Annotated in this window: 17 protein-coding genes and 1 pseudogene; 14 read left to right on the top strand and 4 right to left on the bottom strand. The window is 57.9% G+C overall.

Annotated features, from left to right (window positions below):
- Window positions 1-3: 3 nt before the first annotated feature.
- Complete coding sequence (gene nuoK / locus FA04_RS27725; protein ID WP_034796789.1) at window positions 4-306, bottom strand: NADH-quinone oxidoreductase subunit NuoK; 303 nt, start codon at window positions 304-306, stop codon at window positions 4-6.
- Window positions 306-806: an NADH-quinone oxidoreductase subunit J family protein gene (locus FA04_RS27720; RefSeq protein ID WP_034796791.1), complete on the bottom strand. Its 501-nt coding sequence runs from the start codon at window positions 804-806 to the stop codon at window positions 306-308. Before FA04_RS27720 ends, nuoK begins: the two co-directional genes overlap by 1 nt.
- 333 nt (window positions 807-1,139) lie before the next feature.
- Between FA04_RS27720 and FA04_RS27715 the strand changes: the two genes are divergently transcribed.
- The gene (locus FA04_RS27715) at window positions 1,140-2,936 is read left to right on the top strand and encodes a caspase family protein (protein WP_082936592.1); all 1,797 of its coding nucleotides are present in this window, start codon (window positions 1,140-1,142) and stop codon (window positions 2,934-2,936) included.
- Window positions 2,937-3,141: 205 nt separating this feature from the next.
- Here the strand turns inward: FA04_RS27715 and FA04_RS27710 are convergent, their stop codons facing one another.
- A complete protein-coding gene (locus FA04_RS27710) occupies window positions 3,142-4,632 on the bottom strand; it encodes an amidase (RefSeq protein ID WP_034796793.1) in 1,491 nt (496 codons plus the stop codon).
- 118 nt (window positions 4,633-4,750) lie between these two features.
- Between FA04_RS27710 and FA04_RS36000 the strand changes: the two are divergent.
- From FA04_RS36000 to FA04_RS27690, 4 genes and pseudogenes are all read left to right on the top strand, one after another.
- A pseudogene (locus tag FA04_RS36000) lies at window positions 4,751-5,116 on the top strand (LysR family substrate-binding domain-containing protein); the annotation flags it as partial.
- A gap of 112 nt (window positions 5,117-5,228) precedes the next feature.
- Window positions 5,229-6,242, top strand: coding sequence for a polysaccharide lyase family protein (locus FA04_RS27700; RefSeq protein WP_034796795.1), 1,014 nt, complete (start codon window positions 5,229-5,231; stop codon window positions 6,240-6,242).
- A 122-nt stretch (window positions 6,243-6,364) separates the two neighbouring features.
- Window positions 6,365-7,516, top strand: coding sequence for a serine hydrolase domain-containing protein (locus FA04_RS27695; protein ID WP_029742531.1), 1,152 nt, complete (start codon window positions 6,365-6,367; stop codon window positions 7,514-7,516).
- A 42-nt stretch (window positions 7,517-7,558) separates the two neighbouring features.
- The gene (locus tag FA04_RS27690; protein WP_034796797.1) at window positions 7,559-9,067 is read left to right on the top strand and encodes a gluzincin family metallopeptidase; all 1,509 of its coding nucleotides are present in this window, start codon (window positions 7,559-7,561) and stop codon (window positions 9,065-9,067) included.
- Window positions 9,068-9,311: 244 nt separating this feature from the next.
- Here FA04_RS27690 and FA04_RS27685 read toward each other — a convergent pair whose 3' ends face one another.
- The gene (locus FA04_RS27685; protein WP_034796799.1) at window positions 9,312-12,476 is read right to left on the bottom strand and encodes an AAA family ATPase; all 3,165 of its coding nucleotides are present in this window, start codon (window positions 12,474-12,476) and stop codon (window positions 9,312-9,314) included.
- A 398-nt stretch (window positions 12,477-12,874) separates the two neighbouring features.
- Between FA04_RS27685 and FA04_RS27680 the strand changes: the two genes are divergently transcribed.
- The 9 genes from FA04_RS27680 (at window position 12,875) to FA04_RS27650 (ending at window position 23,602) form a co-directional block, all read left to right on the top strand.
- Window positions 12,875-13,297 (top strand): hypothetical protein, encoded by a 423-nt coding sequence (locus FA04_RS27680; RefSeq protein ID WP_234798847.1) that lies wholly within the window; start codon window positions 12,875-12,877, stop codon window positions 13,295-13,297.
- A 34-nt stretch (window positions 13,298-13,331) separates the two neighbouring features.
- Window positions 13,332-15,212 (top strand): hypothetical protein, encoded by a 1,881-nt coding sequence (locus FA04_RS27675; RefSeq protein ID WP_034796852.1) that lies wholly within the window; start codon window positions 13,332-13,334, stop codon window positions 15,210-15,212.
- 275 nt (window positions 15,213-15,487) lie between these two features.
- Window positions 15,488-16,471, top strand: a complete 984-nt coding sequence (locus tag FA04_RS34520; RefSeq protein WP_156553100.1) for a heparin lyase I family protein — start codon at window positions 15,488-15,490, stop codon at window positions 16,469-16,471.
- A 267-nt stretch (window positions 16,472-16,738) separates the two neighbouring features.
- Window positions 16,739-16,867, top strand: a complete 129-nt coding sequence (locus FA04_RS36435) for a hypothetical protein (protein WP_257785213.1) — start codon at window positions 16,739-16,741, stop codon at window positions 16,865-16,867.
- Between the two features lie 224 nt (window positions 16,868-17,091).
- Complete coding sequence (locus FA04_RS27670; RefSeq protein WP_034796802.1) at window positions 17,092-18,192, top strand: alpha/beta fold hydrolase; 1,101 nt, start codon at window positions 17,092-17,094, stop codon at window positions 18,190-18,192.
- Entirely contained in the window at window positions 18,173-19,606 is a 1,434-nt protein-coding gene (locus tag FA04_RS27665) for an ABC transporter ATP-binding protein (RefSeq protein ID WP_051659354.1), read from the top strand. Before FA04_RS27670 ends, FA04_RS27665 begins: the two co-directional genes overlap by 20 nt.
- A 548-nt stretch (window positions 19,607-20,154) precedes the next feature.
- Window positions 20,155-21,645, top strand: a complete 1,491-nt coding sequence (locus FA04_RS27660) for an HNH endonuclease (RefSeq protein WP_034796804.1) — start codon at window positions 20,155-20,157, stop codon at window positions 21,643-21,645.
- A 122-nt stretch (window positions 21,646-21,767) separates the two neighbouring features.
- Window positions 21,768-22,304: a hypothetical protein gene (locus tag FA04_RS27655; protein WP_051659355.1), complete on the top strand. Its 537-nt coding sequence runs from the start codon at window positions 21,768-21,770 to the stop codon at window positions 22,302-22,304.
- A gap of 134 nt (window positions 22,305-22,438) precedes the next feature.
- The gene (locus tag FA04_RS27650; protein WP_034796805.1) at window positions 22,439-23,602 is read left to right on the top strand and encodes a M48 family metalloprotease; all 1,164 of its coding nucleotides are present in this window, start codon (window positions 22,439-22,441) and stop codon (window positions 23,600-23,602) included.
- The last annotated feature ends 104 nt before the right edge of the window (window positions 23,603-23,706 follow it).

Here is a 23,706-nt window from a genome sequence, read left to right as displayed (position 1 = left end):
CCGCTATCCTTTCATCGTCGTCATGTCGTCGATCTTGAGGGTGGGCTTGTTCCTCACGAGGGCGACCAGAATGCCGAGGGCGACGGCAACTTCCGCCGCGGTGATGGCGATGACGAAGATCGCGAAGATCTGCCCGCGAAAGTCACCGTAGTACCGTCCAAAGGCGATGAAATTGATGTTGACCGAGTTGAGCATAAGCTCCAGCGACATCAACACGACCAGGATATTGCGCCTCAGCAGCACACCCGCGGCTCCGATCACGAAGAGGATCACGGCGAGCGAAATGTACCACCAGAGCGGAACCATCACCCGGTCTCCTTCCGGGCGAGCACGATGGCACCAACGAGTGCCGCCAGAAGGATGATCGAAGCGACTTCGAACGGCAGGAGATAATCGGCGAAAAGCACCGTGCTCAGCTGCCTCACCTGGTCACCGCCGCGCGACGCGACGGGCTCAACCGCCGAAAAGCGGCCACTCCAGAGCACAAGCGCAAGCATCTCGACCCCAAGCAGGACGAGGAGGGTCAGTGCGGGCAGATTTCGCCCGGGCACAAAACGCTGCAGTACCGCTTCGCGCACGTCGATCATCATGATCACGAACAGGAAGAGGACCATGATGGCGCCGACATAGACGAAGATCTGCACCACTGCCAGCAGTGGTGCTTCAAGCAGGACAAAGATTGCCGAGATTTGCAGGAAACATGCCATCAGCGCCAATGCGCTATGAACAGGGTTCCGTGCCAGGACGACTGTAAGGGCGGTAACGACGGCCCCCGCAGCAAACAGAAGGAAGAACCCCTGGCCCATGACGCAGCCTCTCCCGCGCGAACTATTCCGCGGCGCTTGATGGCCGGATTTCAGGGAGCGCCGCCGTTTCAGTTGCGTTTATAAATTGTGCCCCAAGGAACGGTTTTTCACAAGAATATTGTCTGCAACTTAGTTGAATGAGGCCTGATAGGTCGTCAATGCGATCCTCTTGGCGAGCGGCATGCGGGTGCTTGCCCAAACAACACCAATTGCTAATATGCAATATCGAGTAGCAGCCAATTGAAGCGAATACCCCAGTCCGCCGGTTGCGGGGAATATTCAAGCGATATCAAACGTTCGATTCTGTGACGGCCTTGGGGAGAGGCGAGCACGATGCGAATGTGGTTTTCATGGTTATCCCTGCTTGCACTCACTCTGATCGCGTCCACTGATGCGTTTGCAGCCGAAAGCGGTCGACGCCTGGCGCTCGTCATTGGAAACTCGACATACGAAGCCGCCGGTTCGCTTCCAAACGCCTCTCGCGACGCGCGCGCGTTCGGAGCGTTCCTCTCCGCCCAAGGATTTGATGCTGACATCGTTATCGACGTGAACCGCAGCCAGTTGGCCGAAGCGGTCTCGCGCTTTTCGCGCAGAATAGCGGCAAACGACGTAGCGCTTTTTTACTATGCCGGTCACGGCATGCAGCTTCGCGGCGAAAATTATCTCGTCGCCACCAACGCCAAGCTTGCGAACGAATTCGACGTTCATGCCGAGACCCTCGCACTTGCCGATGTGGTGCGTGCGATCGAGACGAAGGCAAAGATCGCGCTCGTCTTTCTGGACGCCTGCCGCAACAATCCGCTTGCCAACCGGCTCAACGAAGAAATCGAAGGTGCAACCCGAAGCCTTGCGACGCGGGGACTGGCCCCGATTGAGACGGAAAGTGCCGGCACCATGGTCGCCTTTGCAGCGGCACCCGGGCAAGTCGCATCTGACGGACGCGGCGAGAATTCGCCATTCACTCAGGCGCTCGTCAGCCACCTGGCGAGCCCAGGCCTTGAGATTGGGACAGCGTTCAAGCGGGTCATCCGCGACGTGAGAGAGGCAACTGCCGGCAAGCAATCGCCGCAGATCCTGTCTTCGCTCTCGCTCGAATTCTATTTCGGGCCTGCCTTGCAACAATCGGAGCAGGCACCAGTTGCCGCCCCGGTGACAGATCCGAAAACTGTGGCGGCCGAGGCAGATTTTCAGAAGGCGCTGCGGATCAACACTGCGCGTATATGGACGTTCTTTCTCGCAAAACATCGCGATGGCGAAAGCGCCGATGTCGCTCGGCAGATGCTGGCGGTGATGCAGCCTGAGGCGGCTTCTTCCCCGTCGTCGTCAACGCCGCAGGAACGCGAGAACGAACTTGTCCCTGACAAGGCCAAGCGAACCGAGATCCAGCTGGCCCTTGCCGCGAAGGGCTACGACACGGGAAGCGCCGACGGAGTGTTCGGTGCGCAGACCCGAAGGGCCATAACCGGCTACCAGAAATCCGCTGGACTTACGGAAACGGGCTATTTTGGTGAATCGACCGCCAAGGCGCTTGGCATCAATGTGGTCAGTGCTGCCGACGGTCTTTATTCTTCGCCCAAAGCGCGGCGGTATCTACCGAAGGATTTTGTCGGCCTCGAAACCGATCAGCGCGTCTGGAAGGCCATTGACTGCGACCCATGGCAGGAGAAGGTCTACGGCTCGTTCAGGGGCCACATATACCTGGTGATACAGGCGCAATGGGAAACGTGGAACTCGGCGAATATGGCTGCCAAGCGCTGTGGTGGTCACCTCGCCACAATCGGCTCGAAGGAGGAGAACGATTTTGTGACTTCGCTCATCAGCAAGGAAGATCGCTTTTTCTTCACCAACTTTAACGACGGATATTCTCACAAGTTTGGTCCCTGGATCGGTTTGATCCAAGATGAAGGCGGTCGCGAACCCAGGGGCGGCTGGCGTTGGGTCACCGGTGAGGCACTGACATTCACAAAGTGGCTGGAAGGTTCACCGAACGAAGACAATCCAGGCGATGACGTCGGCATGTACTTCGTGGGTATTGAAGGAAAGCACGACATGAAGTCGGTTCGGCTGGAGACGTGGGCGGATATGCCGGCGACGGATTCCACCCACAGTTTCGTCATCGAATTCGATTGATTGCAACGCCTCGCATCGTCGCTCTGTGCGCTACGGCGCCGCGTGTCGCTTCAAGAGAGCGTTCACCTGTTTGGGCAACAGAGAAATTCCTTGGAAAAACGATATGTAGCCTCTTGGCCGCACTTGCTCTTAGCCGGGGCGCTCCAGACGATACATCATGCGATTTTACACGCCTGCGATCTCCGTCAAGCGGTCGCATCCTCCTTCACCTGCAAAGAGGCGGCTTGCGGTCAGACCATGGTCGCGCCCGTTCAAGTTGGCTAGCGAGTTGGAACAATGTTGCCTCATCGCCGAAGCGGCCGACGAAATGCGTGCCGATCGGCAAACCGCCGTCCGTCCAGAAAAGCGGGACCGACATTGCAGGCTGTCCGGTCACGTTGAACACCGGCGTCCAAGGCATGAAGGCGAACGTGTCTGCGGCAAGTCGTTCGGCAATCCCAAGCTTTCGAAGCAACCAACCGGCCTTGGCGCGGCCGATCGCACGGATGATCGTCTTCTCATGACGGGAAGGCTGGAGCGCCCCGATCGGCGGGGGCAAGCGTGAAAGCACTGGCGTCATGAGTGCGTCATGGGTCTCGAAGAAGGAACTGACGCCGCGCGCTGCCAGCTTGAGGTAGCGCAGGGCCTTTGCAAGATCGCTTGCGGAGAAAGCCTGTCCAAGCAGGCCCATGCCAATCGTGGAAGCGTCGAAGTCCTCGACCCTGATCGGGACACCGGCCGCTTTGGCCGCGTCCTCCATCTCCACGCGCAGTTCCGCGGCAAGCACGGTGAGAAATGATAGTGAGAATGCCTCCGCATCGACTTGGGGTGCTACCTCGACGATCTCGTGACCAAGTTCGGAGAGCAGCTTCGTCGCGTCAGCAAATGCGGCAAGGACCTCCGGTTCGACTTTACCACCGAGCATCGGCGCTGAGGAAACCGCGATACGTAGTTTTCGGGGCGGCCCTCTGACGGCATCGAGGAATGAGCCCGAGGAGGGCGACAGATAGTGCGGCGCACCCACGTCGGGTCCCTGCACATAGTCGAGCAAAGCGGCCGAGTCGCGCACCGACCGGGTCAGTACATGCTCGACGGCAAAACCCGCCCAAGGCTCTCCGATATAGGGGCCAGACGGGGTGCGGCCGCGCGTTGGTTTCATCCCAAACACCCCACAGGCCGATGCCGGGATCCGGATCGAGCCGCCACCGTCACCCCCAGAGGCGAGCGGCACGATGCGAGCTGCGACTGCCGCTCCTGAACCGCCGCTGGAGCCGCCCGGCGTGCGCTCGAGGTCCCATGGGTTCCGAGCCGGGCCGAAGGTTTCGGATTCTGTATAAGGCGTCAGCCCGAACTCAGGGGTGTTGGTCTTGCCGAGGATGATCAACCCTGCCTTCTTCCAGCGCTTCACGATTTCGGAATCGCCGCCGGCGGCAAGCTTCGCCCAATGGCGGTTGCCATGAGATGTGGGCACACCCTCTACCGCGGACAGAAGGTCTTTCATCAGAAATGGAACGCCTGCGAAAGGCGCACTGACATCCACAGTGGATGCTGCGCTCCGGGCCTGTTCGAGCAAGGTGAGAACAACGGCGTTGAGAGCCGGATTTCGAGTTTCGATCCTTGCGATTGCTGTCTCTACCAGCTCAAGAGCTGACACGCCCCCGGCCTTCACCAGTTCCGCCAATCCGAAACCATCCAGATCGTCGTACTCAACCAGCATGGACTTCCCCTCGAGTTCCGCTTGAGATTCTATTCTGAAAAGCCCGGTTCGAGAAAGCCCGGGTTTCTCTCGCCAACCAAGCAGTCTATCGAGCATGCCGAAGCGCCTGGCCGGAGGAAAGATCGGAACCGTCTATCCAGCGACAATAGGGGTGTTGCCAGCGTTTCTATCGCGTATCGGCCGTAAGTTTCCCGATGTGGTGCTTCATGTGACGCGCGGCTCGACCAGCGACATCATTCGCGGACTGGAGAACGGCCAGATAAATCTCGGCTTCATCCGTCCGGTCGAAAACATCGGGTCCTTGCGCTTCTTTTCGATCGCGCACGAGCGCTATCTGCTGGCGGTCGAAAAGACGAGCGCACTTGCGGTTCGAAGCGAGATCGACATCGAGGACCTTCGCTCCGAGAAGATCATCGCCTTTTCCCGTCAGAACCTCTCCTATTCGGAGCGCTATTTCTCCCAGATGTTCGAGACCCATGGCCTTCCTCAGTGCGGAGCAGCACAAAATGTAGTTGCATGCGGGGAATTCCCGCCTCGACAAGTTGCGTGTTTTAACGCATGCTCATGGAAAATTTCAACTGGCATTGGGGACACAGATGCGGTTGATTGTTTTATCAGCGTTATTCGGAGCCACGTTTTCGGTTTCATACGCAACCGATTTTTCGGAAGACTTTGCCGCTGGCAGTCTCGGTAAGAGTTGGTGTGGTTGCCAGATTGACCAAAACCGGCCGGTGACCTTCGGTTCTGACCCCCAAGAGGTTGGCGACAAGCACGCACAGATTACGGTTGATCCGTCGATAGCGGACAATGAATGCGAAAAAAGCGAGCAAATTAAGTGTAATGCTGCAACCAGTGGCGCCAAGACCGCAATAAGCGGGTCAACCTTTCAACACGACGAAGATTTCCCGGATGACCTCGGGCCGTCCTTCATCCAGGGGTTATCGGATTACACCATCCTCAAATCCGGCACCCCGGCCATTCAACGCCAGGAATTGCGTCTCGTAAAAAATCTGGAACATGACAGTGCTGACGCACATGAGTATGTGATTACTTTCCGCATTTCGAAGCCCGATACCACCATCAGGACGCGCTGGATTACGGCTCAGTGGAAACAGGAGCCGCTCCCATCATATGGAGTCGGCTGGAGCCCCAGTCCGTTTCTCGCCCAGCGTTATGACGGCGGCGTGCTCTATGTCACTGTTCAGGATGAAAACTGCAGGTGTCTGATCGCATCCGCCAAGGCTCCCAATCAAACTTTCAAATGGGAGAAAGGAGCACTGTCCAAATGCAAGGTGACCTACCCTAAGAAGAATGAGGGTCATGCGTGTACCAGTGCGCTCGTCGCCCGTTATGGAAAGAACCCGTGGCTGGACGCGCCTTCATCCGGGTGGACGGAGATGCGCTATCTCATCAAAGCAGGAAGAGAGAAGCGCGACTTCATTGAAGTCTATCAGGACGGTCGGTTCATCGTGCGGGTATCCGGGAAGATTGGCTACGTGCCGAAGCCGGGCACGAAGATCAAGACGAAATTCAAGATCGGACACTACCGGGACTACATGCCCAGCACGGACGTACTTGAGGTCGATTCGGTGAGGGTGTCGCCCAGATGAGAGGACTTACTTCGCGCCGCGCATGTTCGCTTGCGCTGTCAGCAGCCTTACTCCTATGCGCTATCCTTGTAAGCGGCACTCGATCTGCAGCAGCCACTGAGAACGACAAAATACATCGTCCAATGTCAGCTTCCTCCTTTGCGCGCGGAGCGGAAATCAAACAGGTCTCATTCGAGTGCGACGTCACGCCATCTAAACGATGTGATCTAAACACGTTTGTGCAGTACGCACGCGTGTGCGCTTTGCTAGTGGTGCAGAAAGGCAGCCTCCTCCTGGAATACTTCAATCGCGACGATGGCTTCTGCCCCGAAAGGGGGGCGATCAATGAGCCGACCCGACGCTACGGCATCGCTTCGGTAACAAAGGCGATTACCTCAACCTTGATCGGACATGCGATCGCCACTCGCTACGGGGCAAGAACGCGCGACGATTTCAGGCGGATCTTGAAGATGCCTGTAGGTAGGTTTGTGGAGCGAATGCACGTTCCTCCCCCAAGCGCGTACGCAAACGTGCCATTGCAAGACGTTTTACGCATGCGCTCCGGAGTCCGTTGGAATGAGTTGGGCTGGCACGGGCTGTTCTCCGATGCGAACCAGTTCAGTCTAGATGTGCGAAACCTCAAGATGAACGTTCGGGACTTCGCGAGGCGCTATCGAGCGCGAAATGAGGACGGCGACGAGAGCTTCAACTACTCGGCTCTGGATGCGGCGGTCGTCGCCCTCGTTGCGGAGCGCATGGTGGCCCCATCCTCCCTCACTGATTTCCTCGCGAAAGGCATCTGGTCCGCCATAGGCGCACAAGGCGACGCGTCGTGGGGCGTTGACGGGGACGGAACTGCGATCGGACCATGCTGCTTCAAAGCCGAAGCCGGCGATCTCGCACGATTTGGCGTGTTCGTTCTGAACAAAGGAAGAGTGGGCCGTAGTCAAATTGTTCCGGAGGCATGGTTCGATATAGCAACCAGAACAAACACAGTCGACGACGACGCGATCGACCTCGAGAACCGCTATCAGAACATCGGGTGCCCTTTGGAGTACCGATACTTCTGGTGGCGACGACGCGGACACTCGGACTTCACTGCGATCGGTCGGGACGGCCAGTTCGTCCACGTCTACCCGGACAGCGGGACCGTTGTCGTCCAAATTAGCGATTGGAGGGCTTGGAGCAATGGATCAGCAAGAGAGTGCCTGACCTTCAGGGCACACGACGCTTTGGTGCGCGCTGCTGTGAAGGCGCAAGAAGTGCCTCACACCGCTTCTACTTCGCCGAACTAGTTATCGTTCAATCACGTGCAACGTTTGGGAAAGGGCATCCGCATGTCTCAAGCGCTCAGGAAATCCAAAAGAGCTCCGACGACGCCGGCAACCGCCACCGCGAAAACCAAGGCCACAAACACGAATGTATCTTCCCCCGCGCCCACCGGAACGGTGGGCTCGTGGGAGGACGATCCTGAAACGGCTGTAGGTCTGACGGTACCAACACCGGATCTTTCCAAGCTTCCCCTTGCGTTCTCGTTCCCAACGGGGGGGCCGCCGCCTGCCGTATACGCACACGGAACGTACGAGTTCCGTTACTGGGCGACCGCGGCCGCGTTGAGGCGAGGCGCCGATTATTGGGCGCAACGGGTACCGCTGACGCAATGGCAAGGGGGACCGAGCCTCAACGTCGTGCTCGACAATGGATTCGAGCTAGACGCCAACTACAATCGTACTGGGTTGAACTTCTTCCACGGTCCGGGTGTGACTGGAACGGTCTTCACCTGCGAAAGCCCCGACGTAAGCTGTCACGAGGTAGGCCACGCTGTGCTTGACGCTTTCATGCCCGAGCTATGGGGCGTCGCCAGCACGGAGATCGCGGCCTTTCATGAGTCCTTCGGCGACATCAGCGCCTTGATGTCGGCCATCCAGATTCCATCGCTGCGGACCGCTGTCCTCGCCGTCAGTGACGGAAACCTGTACACGACGTCGCGTCTCTCAAGGCTCGCGGAGCAGCTCGGAAGCGCTCTCCGCGCGCAGGATCCAGGCCTGGCTGAGGCGGACTGCCTGCGCAGTGCGGTCAACTCGTTCAATTATCAGGACCCTATGACGCTCCCGAGTGCAGCGCCCCTGTCGCAGCTTTCGTCGAAGCCGCACTCCTTCTCGCGTATATTCACGGGCGCCTTCTTCGAGATTCTCGGGGTTTCGCTCGCTGCGAAGGCGGCCAATCCGGGGGCACCAACCGAGACAGAGTTTCTTGCCGTTGCCGACGACCTCGCCGGATTTCTCGTTCAAGGTTTGAAGTGGTCGTCACCAGTTGTCACCAACTGCTACGCCCAAGTCGCTGCAAATATGGTGATCGCGGCTCAGGCAGACCCGACCTATTCGTCGATCGCCAGGGGCGTGTTCGTGGGAAGAAGCATCCTTTCCCTGCAATCCGCGTCCTCGCTGCCAATGATGGCTAAGGTCAAATCGCTCACCGCCCCTGCGAAATCGGCTATGGCCGAGCGAGTGCCCCTACCGATGGTCGGGCTACCGGCATCCCAGTATGGCATCGACGGCGTGCTCTTCGTGGAGGCCGCGGCCGAGCCGCGCGAATTTGACGTGACGTCCGCCGGCTTCAATGCCGAGCCAATCGCACCCCAGAGCGGAACTGCGGCGGCGAAGGCCTTCGTCGACGACCTCTTCATGAGTGGCCAGATCGACTACGGCACGGTCGTCGACCCGGAGCGCCGTCTGGTGCGCAACCACAAGACAAAAACCCACGCACTCGTCAAGATCGACGGGGGCGCGCGCCTTGAGCGCCGACTTTTCAACTGCGGCCTCTGCGCGCGCGGCACCTGCCACTAGAAAGAAACAATCGGGTGGTGCAGTAGGAAACCCGCGAGACCAAACGGTCGTCGTGCCCATGACGAGCCATCCAACGCATTCGCCCAAGGGCGCGTCGATTGGGGAAATGGCACCGCTCACACCCGACGGAAAGATTGCGCAGCGCGCCGCCACATCATCGTCGCCAGGACCCACGAGGCGCTGCCAATTGGCAAGTGGTCAGTCAGCGGCGGTACGGGCACACCGTACCCCAATTCTGCGTCTTCTATCTTGGCGGGTCAGACGAAAGCAAATCAAGTGACTGCTTGGCTCTCGCCTCCCATGCCTTGGCCCCCTGATCGCTTGCGAAAGAAATCGCCTCCTCAAACAATCTCTTGGCGTCCGCGGTCCGACCCGTTTGCCTCAGCAATTCTCCTCTTAAACGAAGCAGCTCAGGCATGTAGTAGTGCTCGCCGGTACGTCCTGCGAGATCCAATCCCTGGTCAAGCGCAGCCGCTGCCTCGCCAATCCGTCCCATTCGAAGATAGCTATCTGTAAGTACGCCCAGATAGCATGTCTTATCGACCTCCTGATCACCCATGTTGTCGCAAATGTGCTTCATCTGTGCGAGGCCGGAAGCGTCCTGGCTGCTTGCGGCCTTGACCCACCCGGAAAAAAACGAAGCGAAGTTGAGCCAAAGCTGGAACCCGTTGCGTGTCGCGAGTGGCACGAGTTCGTCCACCAGCCGCGCGAGCGTCGCAACGTCCTGGCGAAGAGACATCAGTATGCAACCGTTTCCCAGATACGCAGCGAGCCGGTAGTCAGCTTGTCCGCGGGTCTCCATTTCAGCCGCTTGGAACAATTCCATGGCCGCGTCGGCCTCCCCAAGTATTTGCAGCGTCCACGAGAGATAGAGCATCGACATGCTTGGAAAGTCACTTCCGACCTCATGGGCATGTTCGCGGTACTCGAGAGCCTCCAGCAACACCTCTCGCGCCTGTGGAAACCTGCCGCGTGCGAAAGCGCACATTCCCCCGAACTGCAGCCCGAGTACAAGGGCCTTGATATTGGTATCCCTACGGCCAATCTCCTTGAGCTGGTTGCTCGCCCATTCCGCGTCAGAGAACCGGGCGGAGTTGAACGAAGTTCCAAACAGGCCATCCAGTGCCCGGATAGCCGCCTCCGAATCCCCTGTAGCCTCGCTCAGTCGCATAACGTTCCGGTACGCGTCGCTGCCGTCCCCGGTCATGTATCCGTATGCAGCGTAAAGGACGTCGCCCCTTTCGAGTTCGAGGGTCAGTTCCTTGCAGTCGCGTACCCTCGACGGCGGCATTTTTCCGACACATTCGATCCCCTTCGAGAACATGTTCGCAGCCTCGACCTTCGCCCACGTCGCCCCAAGCTTCCTACCCGCCCTAAGCCAGTATTCGGCAGCGCGCTCAAACTGCGTTGCCGCATGGTAATGCTGGGCGAGGATCTCGGGATGTTCCACGACCGTCCTCGGTTGGACTACCTCGATCGCCTCGGCGACAAGGGCATGAAGCTCCCGCCGCCGATCCCGGAGCAAGGCCCCCTGGGCGGCCTCCTGTAACAAGCTGTGAGAGAAGGAGTAACGGGGCCAGTTGCCGAAGGGCTGCGGTGCGACGAGCCCTACCGCGACAAGGCGTTCAATCTGCGGCCGCAACACCTCGCTCGAGAGACCGACAACATGAGCGAGCGTCTTCAGGTCGAATTCCCGGCCGATCACAGCCGCAGTCTGCGCGACTGCCTTGACCGCGCCGAGCTTATCCAGACGAGACATGAGCGCGGACTGGAGCGAGATGGGGACGGCTACGTCGCTCTCCGACTTCGTCTCGGACGGTTCGGACGAATGGGCAGCAAGCATAAGGGCCGACCGGGCGAGTTCCTCCAGATAGAGGGGAACCCCTTCGGCTTTGCTGAGAAGCGTCGAGATGACGCCGGAAGACAGATGGTCCCCTTCCACGACATGCTGGACGAACTCGCCAGCCTCCTCCCGGGAGAACCGCTCTAGAGCAAGGTGCACAGTGACTACTTTGTCGAACTCGGCCCTCGTCCGGCTTTCTCGCGAGGTCACCAGCAGGAACACCGGAAACTGCTCAACGCCGTAGGCGAGCGTCTGGAGGAACTTGCCGGAGGAAGGATCGATCCATTGTTCATCTTCCACAAAGAGCATCAAGGGCCCGGCGCTCGCCAATTGCCGAAGCCAGTCCAAAAACACTTGGCTGATCGCGGTCTCCTGTTCGGACGCGGCAAGCCTAGACGGCTCGTAATCCGGTTCAACCGCCAGAAGCCGTGTGAAGATCGGGTACGAGATCGACAAGGGGACGGTACTAGCCGACAGAGCGGACCGCAGCCTCTCAGATGGCATCGGCGTGTCCTCTGTAATGCCAACCTCCTGCTTCAGCAGTCTCAAGAACGGAAAAAGCGCGCTGTTGGTGAAGGCAGGGCCGCACTGCGCAACGAGCGCCTTCGATCCGGGAAAGCTTCTGCCAACCTCATAGAGCAGGCGCGATTTACCGATCCCCGGCTCTCCGCTTATAAATGCGATCCGCCCGTTGCCGTCAGCTCGCACGGCGTCCCAAAGGGTCCCGACTGCCTGCAACTCACTCTTTCTCCCCACCAGCGGCGTCGCTCGGAGTCCCCCCGCAAAGCGGTATTGCCTCGCAATCGGCTTGAGGGCGCGCCGGATGTGAATGGGACCACTAAAGCCCTTCAGGGTTTTCCCGCCGACATCGGCGTACTCCACGGCGCCAGCCGTTGTTTGGTAGGTGTTCTCATCGACATAGATGCCGTTCGGTTCGGCAATCGCCTGAAGGCGGTGCGCGAGATTCGGGACATGCCCGAACGCCACCGTTGAAATCCCGGCAGGCGCACCCTCAATATCGCCGACGACGACCAGACCGCTTGCAACCCCTATCCTCACGCTCAGTCGCGAACCGTCCGGCGTCTCCATCTGTGGCACGGTTGTCACGATGTCGAGCGCCAACTGTATCGCGCGCTCGGCATCGTTCTCCTCCGCCGCAGGGAAGCCGAACAGGACCTGCAGCGCGTCACCGACATAGTTGGCAACGAACCCCCCGTGCGACCTTGCAAGCCCGCTGCAACGCGAAAGGAATGTCTGTGTGAGCTGGCTGAAGTCCTCAGGGTCGAGCCTGGAGGCATACTCGGTCGAGCCGACCATATCGCCCACCAGGATCGTCAGCTGCCGCCGTTCGACTGGAGTCCGATACCCCCCGGACTGCCGCGCAGAATTGCCGAGCGCAGCGATCGCTGCAAGCAGCTTGCGGCGGGGCCCCAAGGGGACGCCGAGTTCGCGCAAATCCTGATCAGAAAGCAGCGCAAGCGTGTCAAAGTCGATTTGTGCGTCGACGAATTTGTCCGCCAAATGCGGCAACCCGATCTCGGCCAGCCATGTGGTGACGTCGTTCATCGCGGGCCCACCCAGTTGAAATAGAGGAGTAACTCAACTTGCGCATTTCTTAAGTTCAAGCTACTCTCCTAACCAATGCCATTCAACAATTTGAGTTTATTCTAGGCGCGTCCACATGGTGTGGCCGCGTATACTTGCAGTGCTGCGAGAGCGATTGGTGCGGTCCGTTCGTAGTGCATGGTATGGAATGGCGTAGTGAACGGCCCGGACCCCTCGACGGCAGCACAGGAGGGGTCAACGTGAAAGAATGTAAGTTTTACGGGGCTGTAGCCCTTCTCTCGTTACTTGCGGCCTCGCCTGCATTCGCGGCCAACGAATGCCCCGGGGCAAGTCAGATGCCTTGGAGGGATTACCGCGGCGGGTCATTGGTCGCGCCCACGCCGGAGGAGCGGCGCGACGTGATAGACCTGCTCTCCCAGTATGCGTGGACGATGGACAACCGCGATTTCAACGGGCTGGCCGCTTTGTTTGTCGACACGGGACAGTACTTCCACTGCGACCCGGGCAATGTGAATGCCGTGCTTGCCGTTTCGGCAGGGTCGCTGGCCAAGCAATTCCAAACAATGTTCGCGAACCTTGCCGCCACGAACTCCAGCGCCACCCGAGTGCTTAGCAGCATCCTGATTGGGAAGAGAGACGACGGTACCTTCGAGGTTGCCTTGACGATCCAGGTGACCATTGAGACGATCGGGGTCAGCGCGGCGCAACTTGACTACACGGCCAGGCTATACGCGACGATCAAGAAGGACGGCGATTTGATGAAGTTCGTTATCCTCAAGGTCGCCCCCTCCCAGTCCGGGATTCAGGCCAGCGCACGTTGATCATCTGTGAAGGCCGCAAATGAGGGAAGGAAACGTGAGGCGCCTCGTCCATCTTGCCGCGGCGATTGCGGTGGCTGTCTTTCTGCTGGTTGCCTGGGAGATCGACGCTCTTCGAGAACTGCGCGCTAGGCCGATCCAGGAAGCAGGCCCCTTCTCAGCTCCTGACGCAAAAGCCGCAACAGTCGTTGCGCAGACCGTGTCGTCGTACGACCTTCTTCTTCGGTGGAACGGCGACGTGTTGTGGGCCCCGGCGACGGCGAGCACCGATCCGGTGACCAAATTCGGCGACGAGGCCAGATCGGTGTTCGGCCCCATACCGGACGGCGTCTGCACGGGGCCGAACTCCAGATCGGTCGGTGTCGAGGTTGACGGAAACGCTGTAAGGCTGGAACCGAACCTCTCCAAGGCAGGCGCTCCGCTCGAATTTGTGCACCGTGACGTCGAAGGACGACTAGTGAAGTGGACGACTGTCGTCGACCGCTGTGACAAGCCTTCGCTCGCCGGGGACGTGACTTTCTGTGCAATGAACTCGCGGGTCGGGCGGATCACGCGCAACCATGTGCAGTGGCTGTTCCTCTGCCGGAAATCGTCCGAGAGCCTGGAAATCGAGGCGGATTCCTACTGGACGGAGACGGATCCACGGTTCTCCCGCTACAGCGCGATCGGGTTCAACGATGTCACGGGTGAAATCGCATTCCTCGACGGCCGGAAGGACCGCTCCGTGTTCAACTGGAGGGACCGCTTCCCCCCACCCGGAGGGACGTCGTACGGCGACGTTGGCGGGCGGCGAGCTGCTGAAGAACTATACGACGGCAGTGCGAAGGTCGATTGCGTAGTCTGTCATGACAACAAGAAACCCACCGTCATCGATCCGCACATGCAACAGGCGAGGGTCGGCTATTTCGAGAGCAGGCACGATCGGCGGGCCGTGTTCGGCATGGGTAACTTCCTTCCTGGCCGCGTTTCGAGGCAGGAGCTGCCGTTTCGCGTGATTGGTTCAGGATACGCGGCCGCCCATGCCGGCACGCTGCTTGGCGCCAAGTCCTTCTTGATAGACGGCCATCCGTGCTCGGACTGCCACAGCCTTACGACGCTGGAGTCGGGGCGCCGCTTTGCCGCCGACGCCACTGGGAAGACGCCTGTCATCACGAGCGCGACGGTGATGCAGAACGCGGCCCTCTTCGCGCAGAAGATAGCTCTCGGGCTCGTGCAGAACCACAGGACCGAATGGGCCTCCGCCTCTGGAGCGGGCCGGATCAGCCCCTGGATGGTACCCGAACATGGTGGCAATCTGTGGAGAGGCGTCCGCACACTCAATGAAGAAGACTGGTTGCGCCTTAGCCAATGCGCATGGGGCCTCGGAGAAGCAGAATGTGGATACAAGCCGCTGTTCACGCAGTGCCCGCCCCCCGGCGGCGGCGGGGATACCTTCGTGCCGGTGGACTTTTCGGCCGATGTCCACTCCCAACCCGCCGCTGCGAGTGGTGCGCGAATGATCTTGCGCCTTTCATGGAAGTACCTGAACGGCTACGGCTACGTACCGGCCCGCGACGACGTACGTTTCAACGTGGCATTCGAGACGACCGACGTGCCTTTGGTCCGCGGACCACCGACTCAGCACGAATACCCAACGATCGACGAGGGGAAAGGAAAGGACTTTGTCGCAGAAGCAGGAGGCGTCGGCCGCTCTGGATCTGCGACGCTCCTCAAAGACGTTTCCTTCGTCGGGCATAAAAAATGGACAGATCCCCTGCCCTCCAACGTCGCTCGATTGTATTCGGTGGATATCCCGGCGGCATGCGGGAGGCGGTATCTGTTCAGGATCCTGCCCAAGCGTTTCTGCTTCGACAATTCGGGTGAACGGTTCAGTGAAACTGAACACCTTTTCTATAAGGATATGTATTGCGGAAAATAGACCAGAAAAGGAGATAGCCGCGTTGTTTCCTCCGCCCTGGAAATCACACGAAGGATCGTTCTCTCCGTTTGGCAGCGACGGCTTACAGTTATATTCTACGATACACTCTCAATCATAGCCGGCCATTATATAGCATCGATATCGTTGGCGTACGACAATATGGGTCTGACCAAAATAACCCTTGCTGAATACTTATATGAACCTCCATTATAGAAAGAGAAATTATCAGGCGGACGGTTCGAAAGATCGCTTATTGCGTCAACAGAAAACGTGACTTGGGTCCTGACGATATGGTCAAGTATTTCATTCTTTCGCTCTCAATGCTCGGCATTTCATCTGTTTGTTCGTCATGCATCAAAACACTCTCGGACGACTTTTCCCAACTGGAACCGTCATCAATCTGGTTTGTCTGCCATCGGGACGAAAATAGTTTCTCTTTCGGGAAAGTCCCTGGTGAGGCAAGAACAGCTATGACTGCGACGGTGAGGCCGAGACTCGGCATTCAAGCCTTTGCTCCGGCAGCAACCCATTCCGGTTGCCGTGATGCCGACGGCAATTACGAGCCTGACGGCCGGAACGAGCGGGCTGAACTCTGGGAAGAGGACAGCGTTTGGCTGCCGTTGGGAACAGATATTTGGTACCGCTTCGACATGTATGTGGATGACAGTGTCGTCCCGGGAGCGGACCGAACGGTGATTGGTCAGTGGAAACAAACAAGCGGTCCACTGGATGCCAGTCCTGTGCTGGCTCAGCGTTTTACCAATCGCACGTTTACGATCACCATTGAGCAGGACAATGATCGACCTGGCCGAAATCCAGCTGATGCTCAATGCCGTATTCTCGTAGCGACCGAAGCATCGTCATCAGATGAGATTGGACATGGCGGTGAACACGACGTGCTTGCACCACCGTCGTCCGTCCCGGAAAAATCGACCGTCTTATCGATAGGACACGCTTCAGACTCGATACGCTACGACCCGATCAGAGGATTCAGCAAGGCAGTGGATTGCACGATCGACGATATATCCATTACGACCTTTCATCCTCTCCCCGAGGTTTTCGGAACATGGACCACGATGGTGTATCACGTGCGCTTTCTTCCTGACCACAACGGGCTCGTGGAAGTGTGGGCAAATGGAAAAGCGATTGCGCGCGCGGCTGGCAGAATCGGTTTCCGTCCAACCACTCCGCGCAGCAGACAATACTTCAAATTTGCCCTTACCGAAATCATGCCTCCTATGAGACCACCTCCCGTTTAGCACACTACATCAGGAGCACGCGCCGGGAAGACGTCGACCCGCAAGGTCTGTTGACCCCCACTATGGCCGCCAAGGATGCCAGAAGAGATCGCGGCGTCGAACGATTACCCAAACCGTTGCGACGGCGCGAAATGCAAGATGCGATCCGATAGCTGCCGGTATCATCGGCCAGGCTGCGAACATCCGACCTAGGTTGAGCTGATCAACGCTTACGCTTGCCAGTTCGCGACCTATCAGAGCCCTAGGGACACCTTGCCGCACGCGAATTTGGAGATAGCCGTCCTGCAGGCCGTAGAGTTCAAGAAGGAGATAAACACGGTCTGGATCTACCCACCCGCCGCCGATCGCGTGGCTGCCTATAAGAATATCCTCGTCGCGCGCACCGTCGATTTCTAGCGCGATCGACCGCGACGGGTGATCCCTCGCCTTGAACGGAATCGAACCGCACATTCCGCTGTCTATTTGAATAAGCCAATTTCATTTGATCGAGAAGGGACACGTTCCAAAGCCATGAATTCTCGAGATTCCGTCCAGTTTAGCCACATCCCTCGACCACCTTGACTCGCGCAACCCACGATATAAACTTATTTAAGTAAATAGTAACATGATTGAGTGGACGCATGTCGCCATCGGTCACACTATTCACGATCCACGGTATCAATGCGGGGCCTTGGCAGGATAAGCTAGCCTCCGTGTTCGAACCGCATGTTTCAAGCTATGTGGCTTTGAAATACGATGGATATAACGGCTACCTGCAAATGCAGGGCCCCATACGCTTGGCTCTCGGAAGAGGTCTGCGGCAGACTGTCGAACGCGTGAATGCTACGATTGTCGAGGAGGGGCGAAAGTCGATCAGCTCATACATTATTGCGCACAGCTTTGGCACCGTACTTGTGACGTCGCTTCTCCAGCGTTTCCCTGCGAAGAAGTTCGATCGGATGATGTTTCTTGGAAGCGCTGTGCGGCGCGACTTCGATTGGGGAGCGCCAGGCTTTCGTGGGCATCATCTTCATCTCACGAACATGCACGGCGGGAAGGACGAAGCAGTCCCTTGGGCTAGGGCCGCGAACCGAGCCAGAAAAATGCCGGTTGTCGGCCGGGTCTTCTGCGATCTGGTCGGCGATGCAGGGCGTGTCGGTTTTGACGGCCCTGCCGACGTCGTTCACAATGTTGTCGTCCCGCTTTCGGACTGTCCCATATGCGAGATAAGAAACCAACAGGACAGGGTGAGCGTTCACAACATCGCTTTCGCTGGCGGGTTGCATTCTGACTACTTTGTTGATCCTGAGAATGTTCATGCGCTGATCATTCCCTATCTTTTTGGCATCAGCCCCGAACGTTACGTTGCATTTACAACAGCCTGTCGAGCGGCTCGCGAACATGAGCGGACGTATGGGATCAATGCCAAAAATGACCACGATGCCGCGATCTTGCACCTCCCGATAGAATACCAACACGGGAAACTGATGACGGCCGGAATGCAGCTGAAGGAAATGCTGGAGGTTCATCTCGACCAATACAGGATCTCAACGCGCGCACGCCAACGGGAGATCTCTATGCCATTCTTTACGCGAATGATGCGCGAGCTCGTTTGCGAAGCCTACGACCATCCCGAAGACCGGCGCAAAGCCGGAGCCTTGCTTCCCCGCATCGCAATGCAGCGCGCGATCATGAGAATGATGAAAAAGGAAGCGTGGCGAGATGGCGGCCAATTCAAATGATGATCCGCAATCCGAGTTTTTTCTAGCGGCGCAGGAATTTGCTCGGGCGCTCGGTGTCGATGTCGAGGTGCTTCTCGCGCAGTATCTGCAGGAAGCGACCGACACGGCGGCCGCTGACCCGGACTGTCTGAAATCTACCGAGATCCAGCTGTTTCTTCAGGACGGTGTTTTGGCGGCCGACAGGATCGCGCACATTGAAAACTGCATGGCCTGCACTGCCATGGCCGAGACGATCGTTCCGGAAGGCTCCAATCTTGCGGACTACCTTTCCAGCGCCAAGCTTCAGGCCGAAGAGAGGCTGCAGCGGAACAAGAGCACCTGGCTGCAGTCCCGCTTGTCGATCGACGGGCGCATTGTTCTTCAGGGCGTCACGAGACGGGTTTCGAATGTCGCTGTCGTCGACGACCTCAACCTGTCGGTCGAAAGCGGTGAAATTTGCGCATTGCTCGGGCCAAAAGGTTCGGGCACGTCGATCGTCTTGCGCATGATAGCCGGACTTGAGCCCGTCGATGCCGGCTCGGTCATACTGGACGGCACAGATGTCACACACATCCCAGCGGGCAGGCGTCGCGTGGCTTCTGTTCTCGACAGCGCGTCGCTTCAATCTCACCTGAGCGTTGGTGAGAACATTGCGTCGGCATTCGAATTCAAACGGACGTACGGCGCACGGGCACTTGCCGACGAGATCGTAGTATTGCTCGACCTGGAAGGCGTCATGGGACAGACGCCAGCGAGCTTGTCGGACGCGCAGCGCGCGCGTGTCGTTCTTGCCCGCGCACTCGTCAGTGACCCAAGGCTTCTTCTGTTCGACAGCATGCCTCTCAAGGGTGATATTTCGTCGTTGTGGTTGGAAATAGCCGAACTCCATCGCGAACTTGGTCCGACGATGGTGATCAGCACCCACGACCAGGCGGAAGCCATGCGCCTGGCGGATCGGATCTGTGTGCTGCTGAATGGGCGTGTCCTGCAAACGGGAAGGCCGGAGGACCTGTATAAACGTCCCGACAATCGCGCGGTTGCCGGCCTGATCGGCTACCCGCAAATGAACTTTCTGCCAGTAACGACGCTTGGCAATACGGGCAACACATTTTCTTTATCGATCGCCGGAGTGGAAGACATAACGGTATCTTCCCGATTTCCGATCGACGCCGCCACCCCGGCGCCCCATGCCGTCGGCATTCGGCCAGAGCATGTTCTGCTAACCGACCTAAATAGTTCGGGCGTCGAACTGGCCGGTACAGTTGTTGCGATTGCTCGAGCCGGAGACACCGCAACGGTGACAGTTGCCACCGACGCCGGCCAGGTCATTGCGGGAGGAACTGCAGCAGAGATGGGCAAGATTGGAGAGCGAATTGGGCTTATTCTCCTCCGCGAACAGTTGCATGTCTTCGCAGAAGACGGCCGGGCTATTTAGCAACACCATACCTGATCCGAACGGTCTAGTCGTATCCCGAGCTTCGATGTCAAAGATGGCGGCCCGTGAAGCCCACCAGACTAGCCAACGATCCAATTGATACATTATGCGATGTTTTTGGCCTAGAACGTGAACATCTTAGCAACAAGCCTCAAGCCGTGTACGGAGGCTCGCTTGTTGACTTCCTGACCTCCTTCAGCGCCAGCCAAAAAAAGAATTTTTGCTGAAGGCCTTTATAGGGGAGCCACCGCGAGGACGTTTTAATTCGAGTAACCATTTGTTCGAATTGTTCGGAAGCGCGTCCTCGTGAGGCGGATTTCACGACGTCTTTCCCCGAAATATTTACAAGTCAAAGCTACAACCTAGGAATGAACACTAGGGAGTTGACCATGCTCATCGCTATTTTGCTCGGTTGGCAGGACCTTCGCAACGTACAAAGCCTTGAGGGCAGATGTGACAACGCCTACCGATGACTTGGCCTTCCTCGTCCCCGGCATTCCTCTTGAGACCGACCGGGTACTCCATCCGTGCAATTGTGAGTTTTAAAGATGTCTAGTGCCGCCATTATGCAGCCCGTCGAAGATCGCGCGGCTATCATGTCCGCAATGACCGCCTGGCGGAACGCCTTTTTTGCCGAGGGCCGTGTGACCCCTGTCGGCCATAACGAACTGTGCCAATTGTCTAGCGTGGGCATCTGGCTGGAGGTAGGCCAATGGCACCGGACGAACATGCCGTTCTATTCAGTTCTCGGCTTGATTGATGAACAAGGCCGCAGCGGCGACAGGATCGTGGAAATCAATCCAGCGCAACACGGACAGCCCGGTAACAACCGGGGCCTAGTTGGGCGGGACGCCGAGGGGAAACTGTGGCTCCTTCGCTCCGGCGCTGTTCAGGTCGCCGGAGGCGTACGACACCTCGAATCGCTGGAGCCACTTCCCGAAACCTTAGTCAACGTTCAGCTGTCGAGCGGCGCCAAGCTCTACTACAAGGTAGCCTGCCTTGATGGAGCACCTCAAGAGATCATCAGTCAGACGAAACGTTTCGTCGAGTGGGCCTCACAGTTAAGGGAAGGGCACTCACCCGACGCCTCGACATTTGTCGGCCGCATACCGGAAACGGCATTCTATCGGCTGCATATCAGACCGCAGGGGATCGACAAGGTTTTGGAGGTGATCGAAGACGACCAGATCGCGATCGGGTGGAGTGAAGCGTCGACGCTCATCTCCCCCGAAGTGGAAGAAGGCGAGTTTCGAGAGCTCATCGAAGCTGCCTATGGCGATCGAGTTCACCCCGGCAAAAGCGCCGGAGAAATGCAGCGCTTCTTGCGGCGGATGAAGATAGGAGACGCGGTCCTCGTCCCCCACAGTACCGATGTGTACGTGGGTCGCGTACTTAGTGCTCCTGAGTACTATCCTGATCTCGTGGAGCATGACACGGCGTTCCGCCGGAACGTCGCCTGGCTCAACGATGGCAAACCTTATGCCAAATCGGCGTTCGGCGAAGATGCGGTTGCTTCCCTCAATGCACGGACCACCTGTATCAGCCTCGAAAAGCACCGCGATGCGATCTTGGACGTGATCTACTCCGACTGGCAGGCCCTTTCAGCCATTTTAGATGCGGAAGGAGCTGACAATGGAGTGGACGGTCTGTCATACGCGCTCGCGCAGGCTCGCCCCGAACAGATCAACTTTCGACGGCGTCTAGTGGAGATGTATGGCGCAAGATGTTGCCTGACGGGAACCTCTATCGCCGAAATCCTCCAGGCGGCGCACATCTCTCCGCATCATAAGGGAGGGCCGCAGGTCAACAGCCCAAAAAACGGGTTGCTTCTACGTTCAGACATACACGGTCTGTTCGATCGCAAACTATTGTCTATTGATCCGGAGACGATGACCATCCGGCTAGCGCCGTCGATCGCAACGTACCCCGAATACGCCGACCTTCACAACAAGAAGGTCCATCTGCATGCGTGCGGAAAACGTTTGGCCGCGCATCATGATGAGGCGCGGCTCTCTTGGGGATCGTCACTGGCTGAGTGAATCGACTGTGTGGCCTGTAGGATCGACGAGGGGCAAAGCTGCCGTTGAATGATTAATCGCGAACGTTCGCGAAAGGTCTTGATAGGTATCACAGGTGAAGCCGCGATAATAAGCGAGGGGCGATGACAGACTTTTCCAACAAGACGGATGTCGAAATCGATCAATGGATCGTGAACTTTGAGAAACGCGGCCTGACCGAGGCCACTCTTTATCTTGAGCTGCTTGAAGAAAGAGGCCGTCGTGCTGGAAGGCGACCAGGACTTGACCTTGAAAAATCACTTGCAGCTCTCAAGCAGGCGGCCATCGCCAGTACCTGCATCACATATGGAGATCTGGCAAAAGCAAGCGGAATCGAGTGGAGCAAGGCACGACATCAGATGAACGGAAAGCATGGGCACCTCGACCGGCTTCTGGAAATCTGCCACGCACGCAAACTTCCATTGCTGACCGCGATCTGTGTCAATCAGAGTGGTTTGCAGAACGGGGAACTGGAGGAGAATGCCTTGACAGGTTTTGCCGAAGGTGCTCGGCGGATCGGTAGGTCCTTTAACGACGATCTACAGTTCCATCACGTCTGCCGACAGGAGTGCTGGAGCTGGGGTCGACTGCAATCAACGTCGTCTCCTGTTACGAAACCTACAAGGGCCGAAACAAAGTGACGCGGGCGTCTGCTGAACGCCGGATCCGACGCAAAGAGCGCCGTCCTGCCACTCCAGAAGAATTGCTGGCGGCTCGACTTGAGAAGATACGAAACAGGCCTAAGCCTCCGGATCCTCGAAAGCTTGCGCGTCAGATGGTCAAGAACGCCTGGAAGGAAGCTCTGCGTCGCGCCAGGGAATGCCTGGGGTTTCCGATTGAAAAGCGGTATAAACTCGACATTACTGCCGACGGTACGCGGTTCGCGGAAGTAAGCTGCACCGAACGACCCTTCACCATCCGCATCAGTTCCGGCCTGCCTCCCTTCATCTATAGAGTTTCGCGGATTCTCGCAGCGCGAAGCTACGCTTTCTCAAGCGGTGGGAAATTGCCGACAAACGTCGGCACGGAACGACCGTTCGTAGAGACGGTCGAGCAGCTGCACCGGGCCTTCTTCTGGTACTCTGTAATTGGCAACTCCACCATACACCAGGATTTCGATATCAACGGCGACCAAGCGCTTTTCGGCGGTTGGATTGCGTTTGAGGCAGAGGTGTTTGTGATCTGCCACGAGCTAGCCCATGGACTGATCACCCGCCTCTCCACAGAGGCTCCCGAAGTCATGGCCCAGCTTGAGCAGGGGCTGGAAAATCAGTCTGCCCCCTGGCGTGAGGAGTTCATTGCGGACCGGCTTGCACTGGTCCTCGCGTTTGGCAAGTTCGACAAGCCGCATGATGGGGACCGTCTATCCGTGGCGTACGCCGGCTGGGAATTCGCACTCCTGCTCCATCGCGAATGGGAACGCTACGAAGAATTTGAAAACTCCGAACCGTTCTCGTCAAGAACGCACCCACCGGCGGGCGAACGACTCGATAATCTCAGGGCAACCTTCCGGCGTTGCGTCGGCGAAGAAAATGCCGAACGTCTTCTTTCAACGGCAGTGTCTCTTACGATGGTGTTTCGCAATCTGGTTGATGCGATGTTTACGCCCGAATTTCAGGCGTCAGCGATTGCACGGGACGAGGTTCGCGCCCGAAAGCTTCGAGAACTGGCGATGGATTGCGACAGAGGTGACTACCCCGACTATCATCGCTTCATCCCTGCGGCACTTGAGATTCTTCAACAAGGCGAAAGCTGGACACTCCTTGACCTAGTTACCGAGATGACCGCGCCCTTGCGACGTGAAGTGCAGTTCACTGCAACGAACTTCGGTATCACGAAACTGGTATGGCGGGCGAGTGACGATCTGCCCGATCCACTCTATTTCGCCTTCAAGAAGCAGACACGAACACCCAATCTTAGCGATCGTATCAAACGTTAATCTAGATAAACCGACGACGCCAACACCGACTGCAATTCCGCGCAGCCACTTTTCTGTCCTACAATTTTATGTAGAGTCGAAGGAAGGGAGCGAAGGCTAGTCGC

This window comes from Ensifer adhaerens (assembly GCF_000697965.2).
GTDB lineage: Bacteria > Pseudomonadota > Alphaproteobacteria > Rhizobiales > Rhizobiaceae > Ensifer > Ensifer adhaerens.
This window is presented reverse-complemented; position numbering and strand designations above follow the sequence as displayed.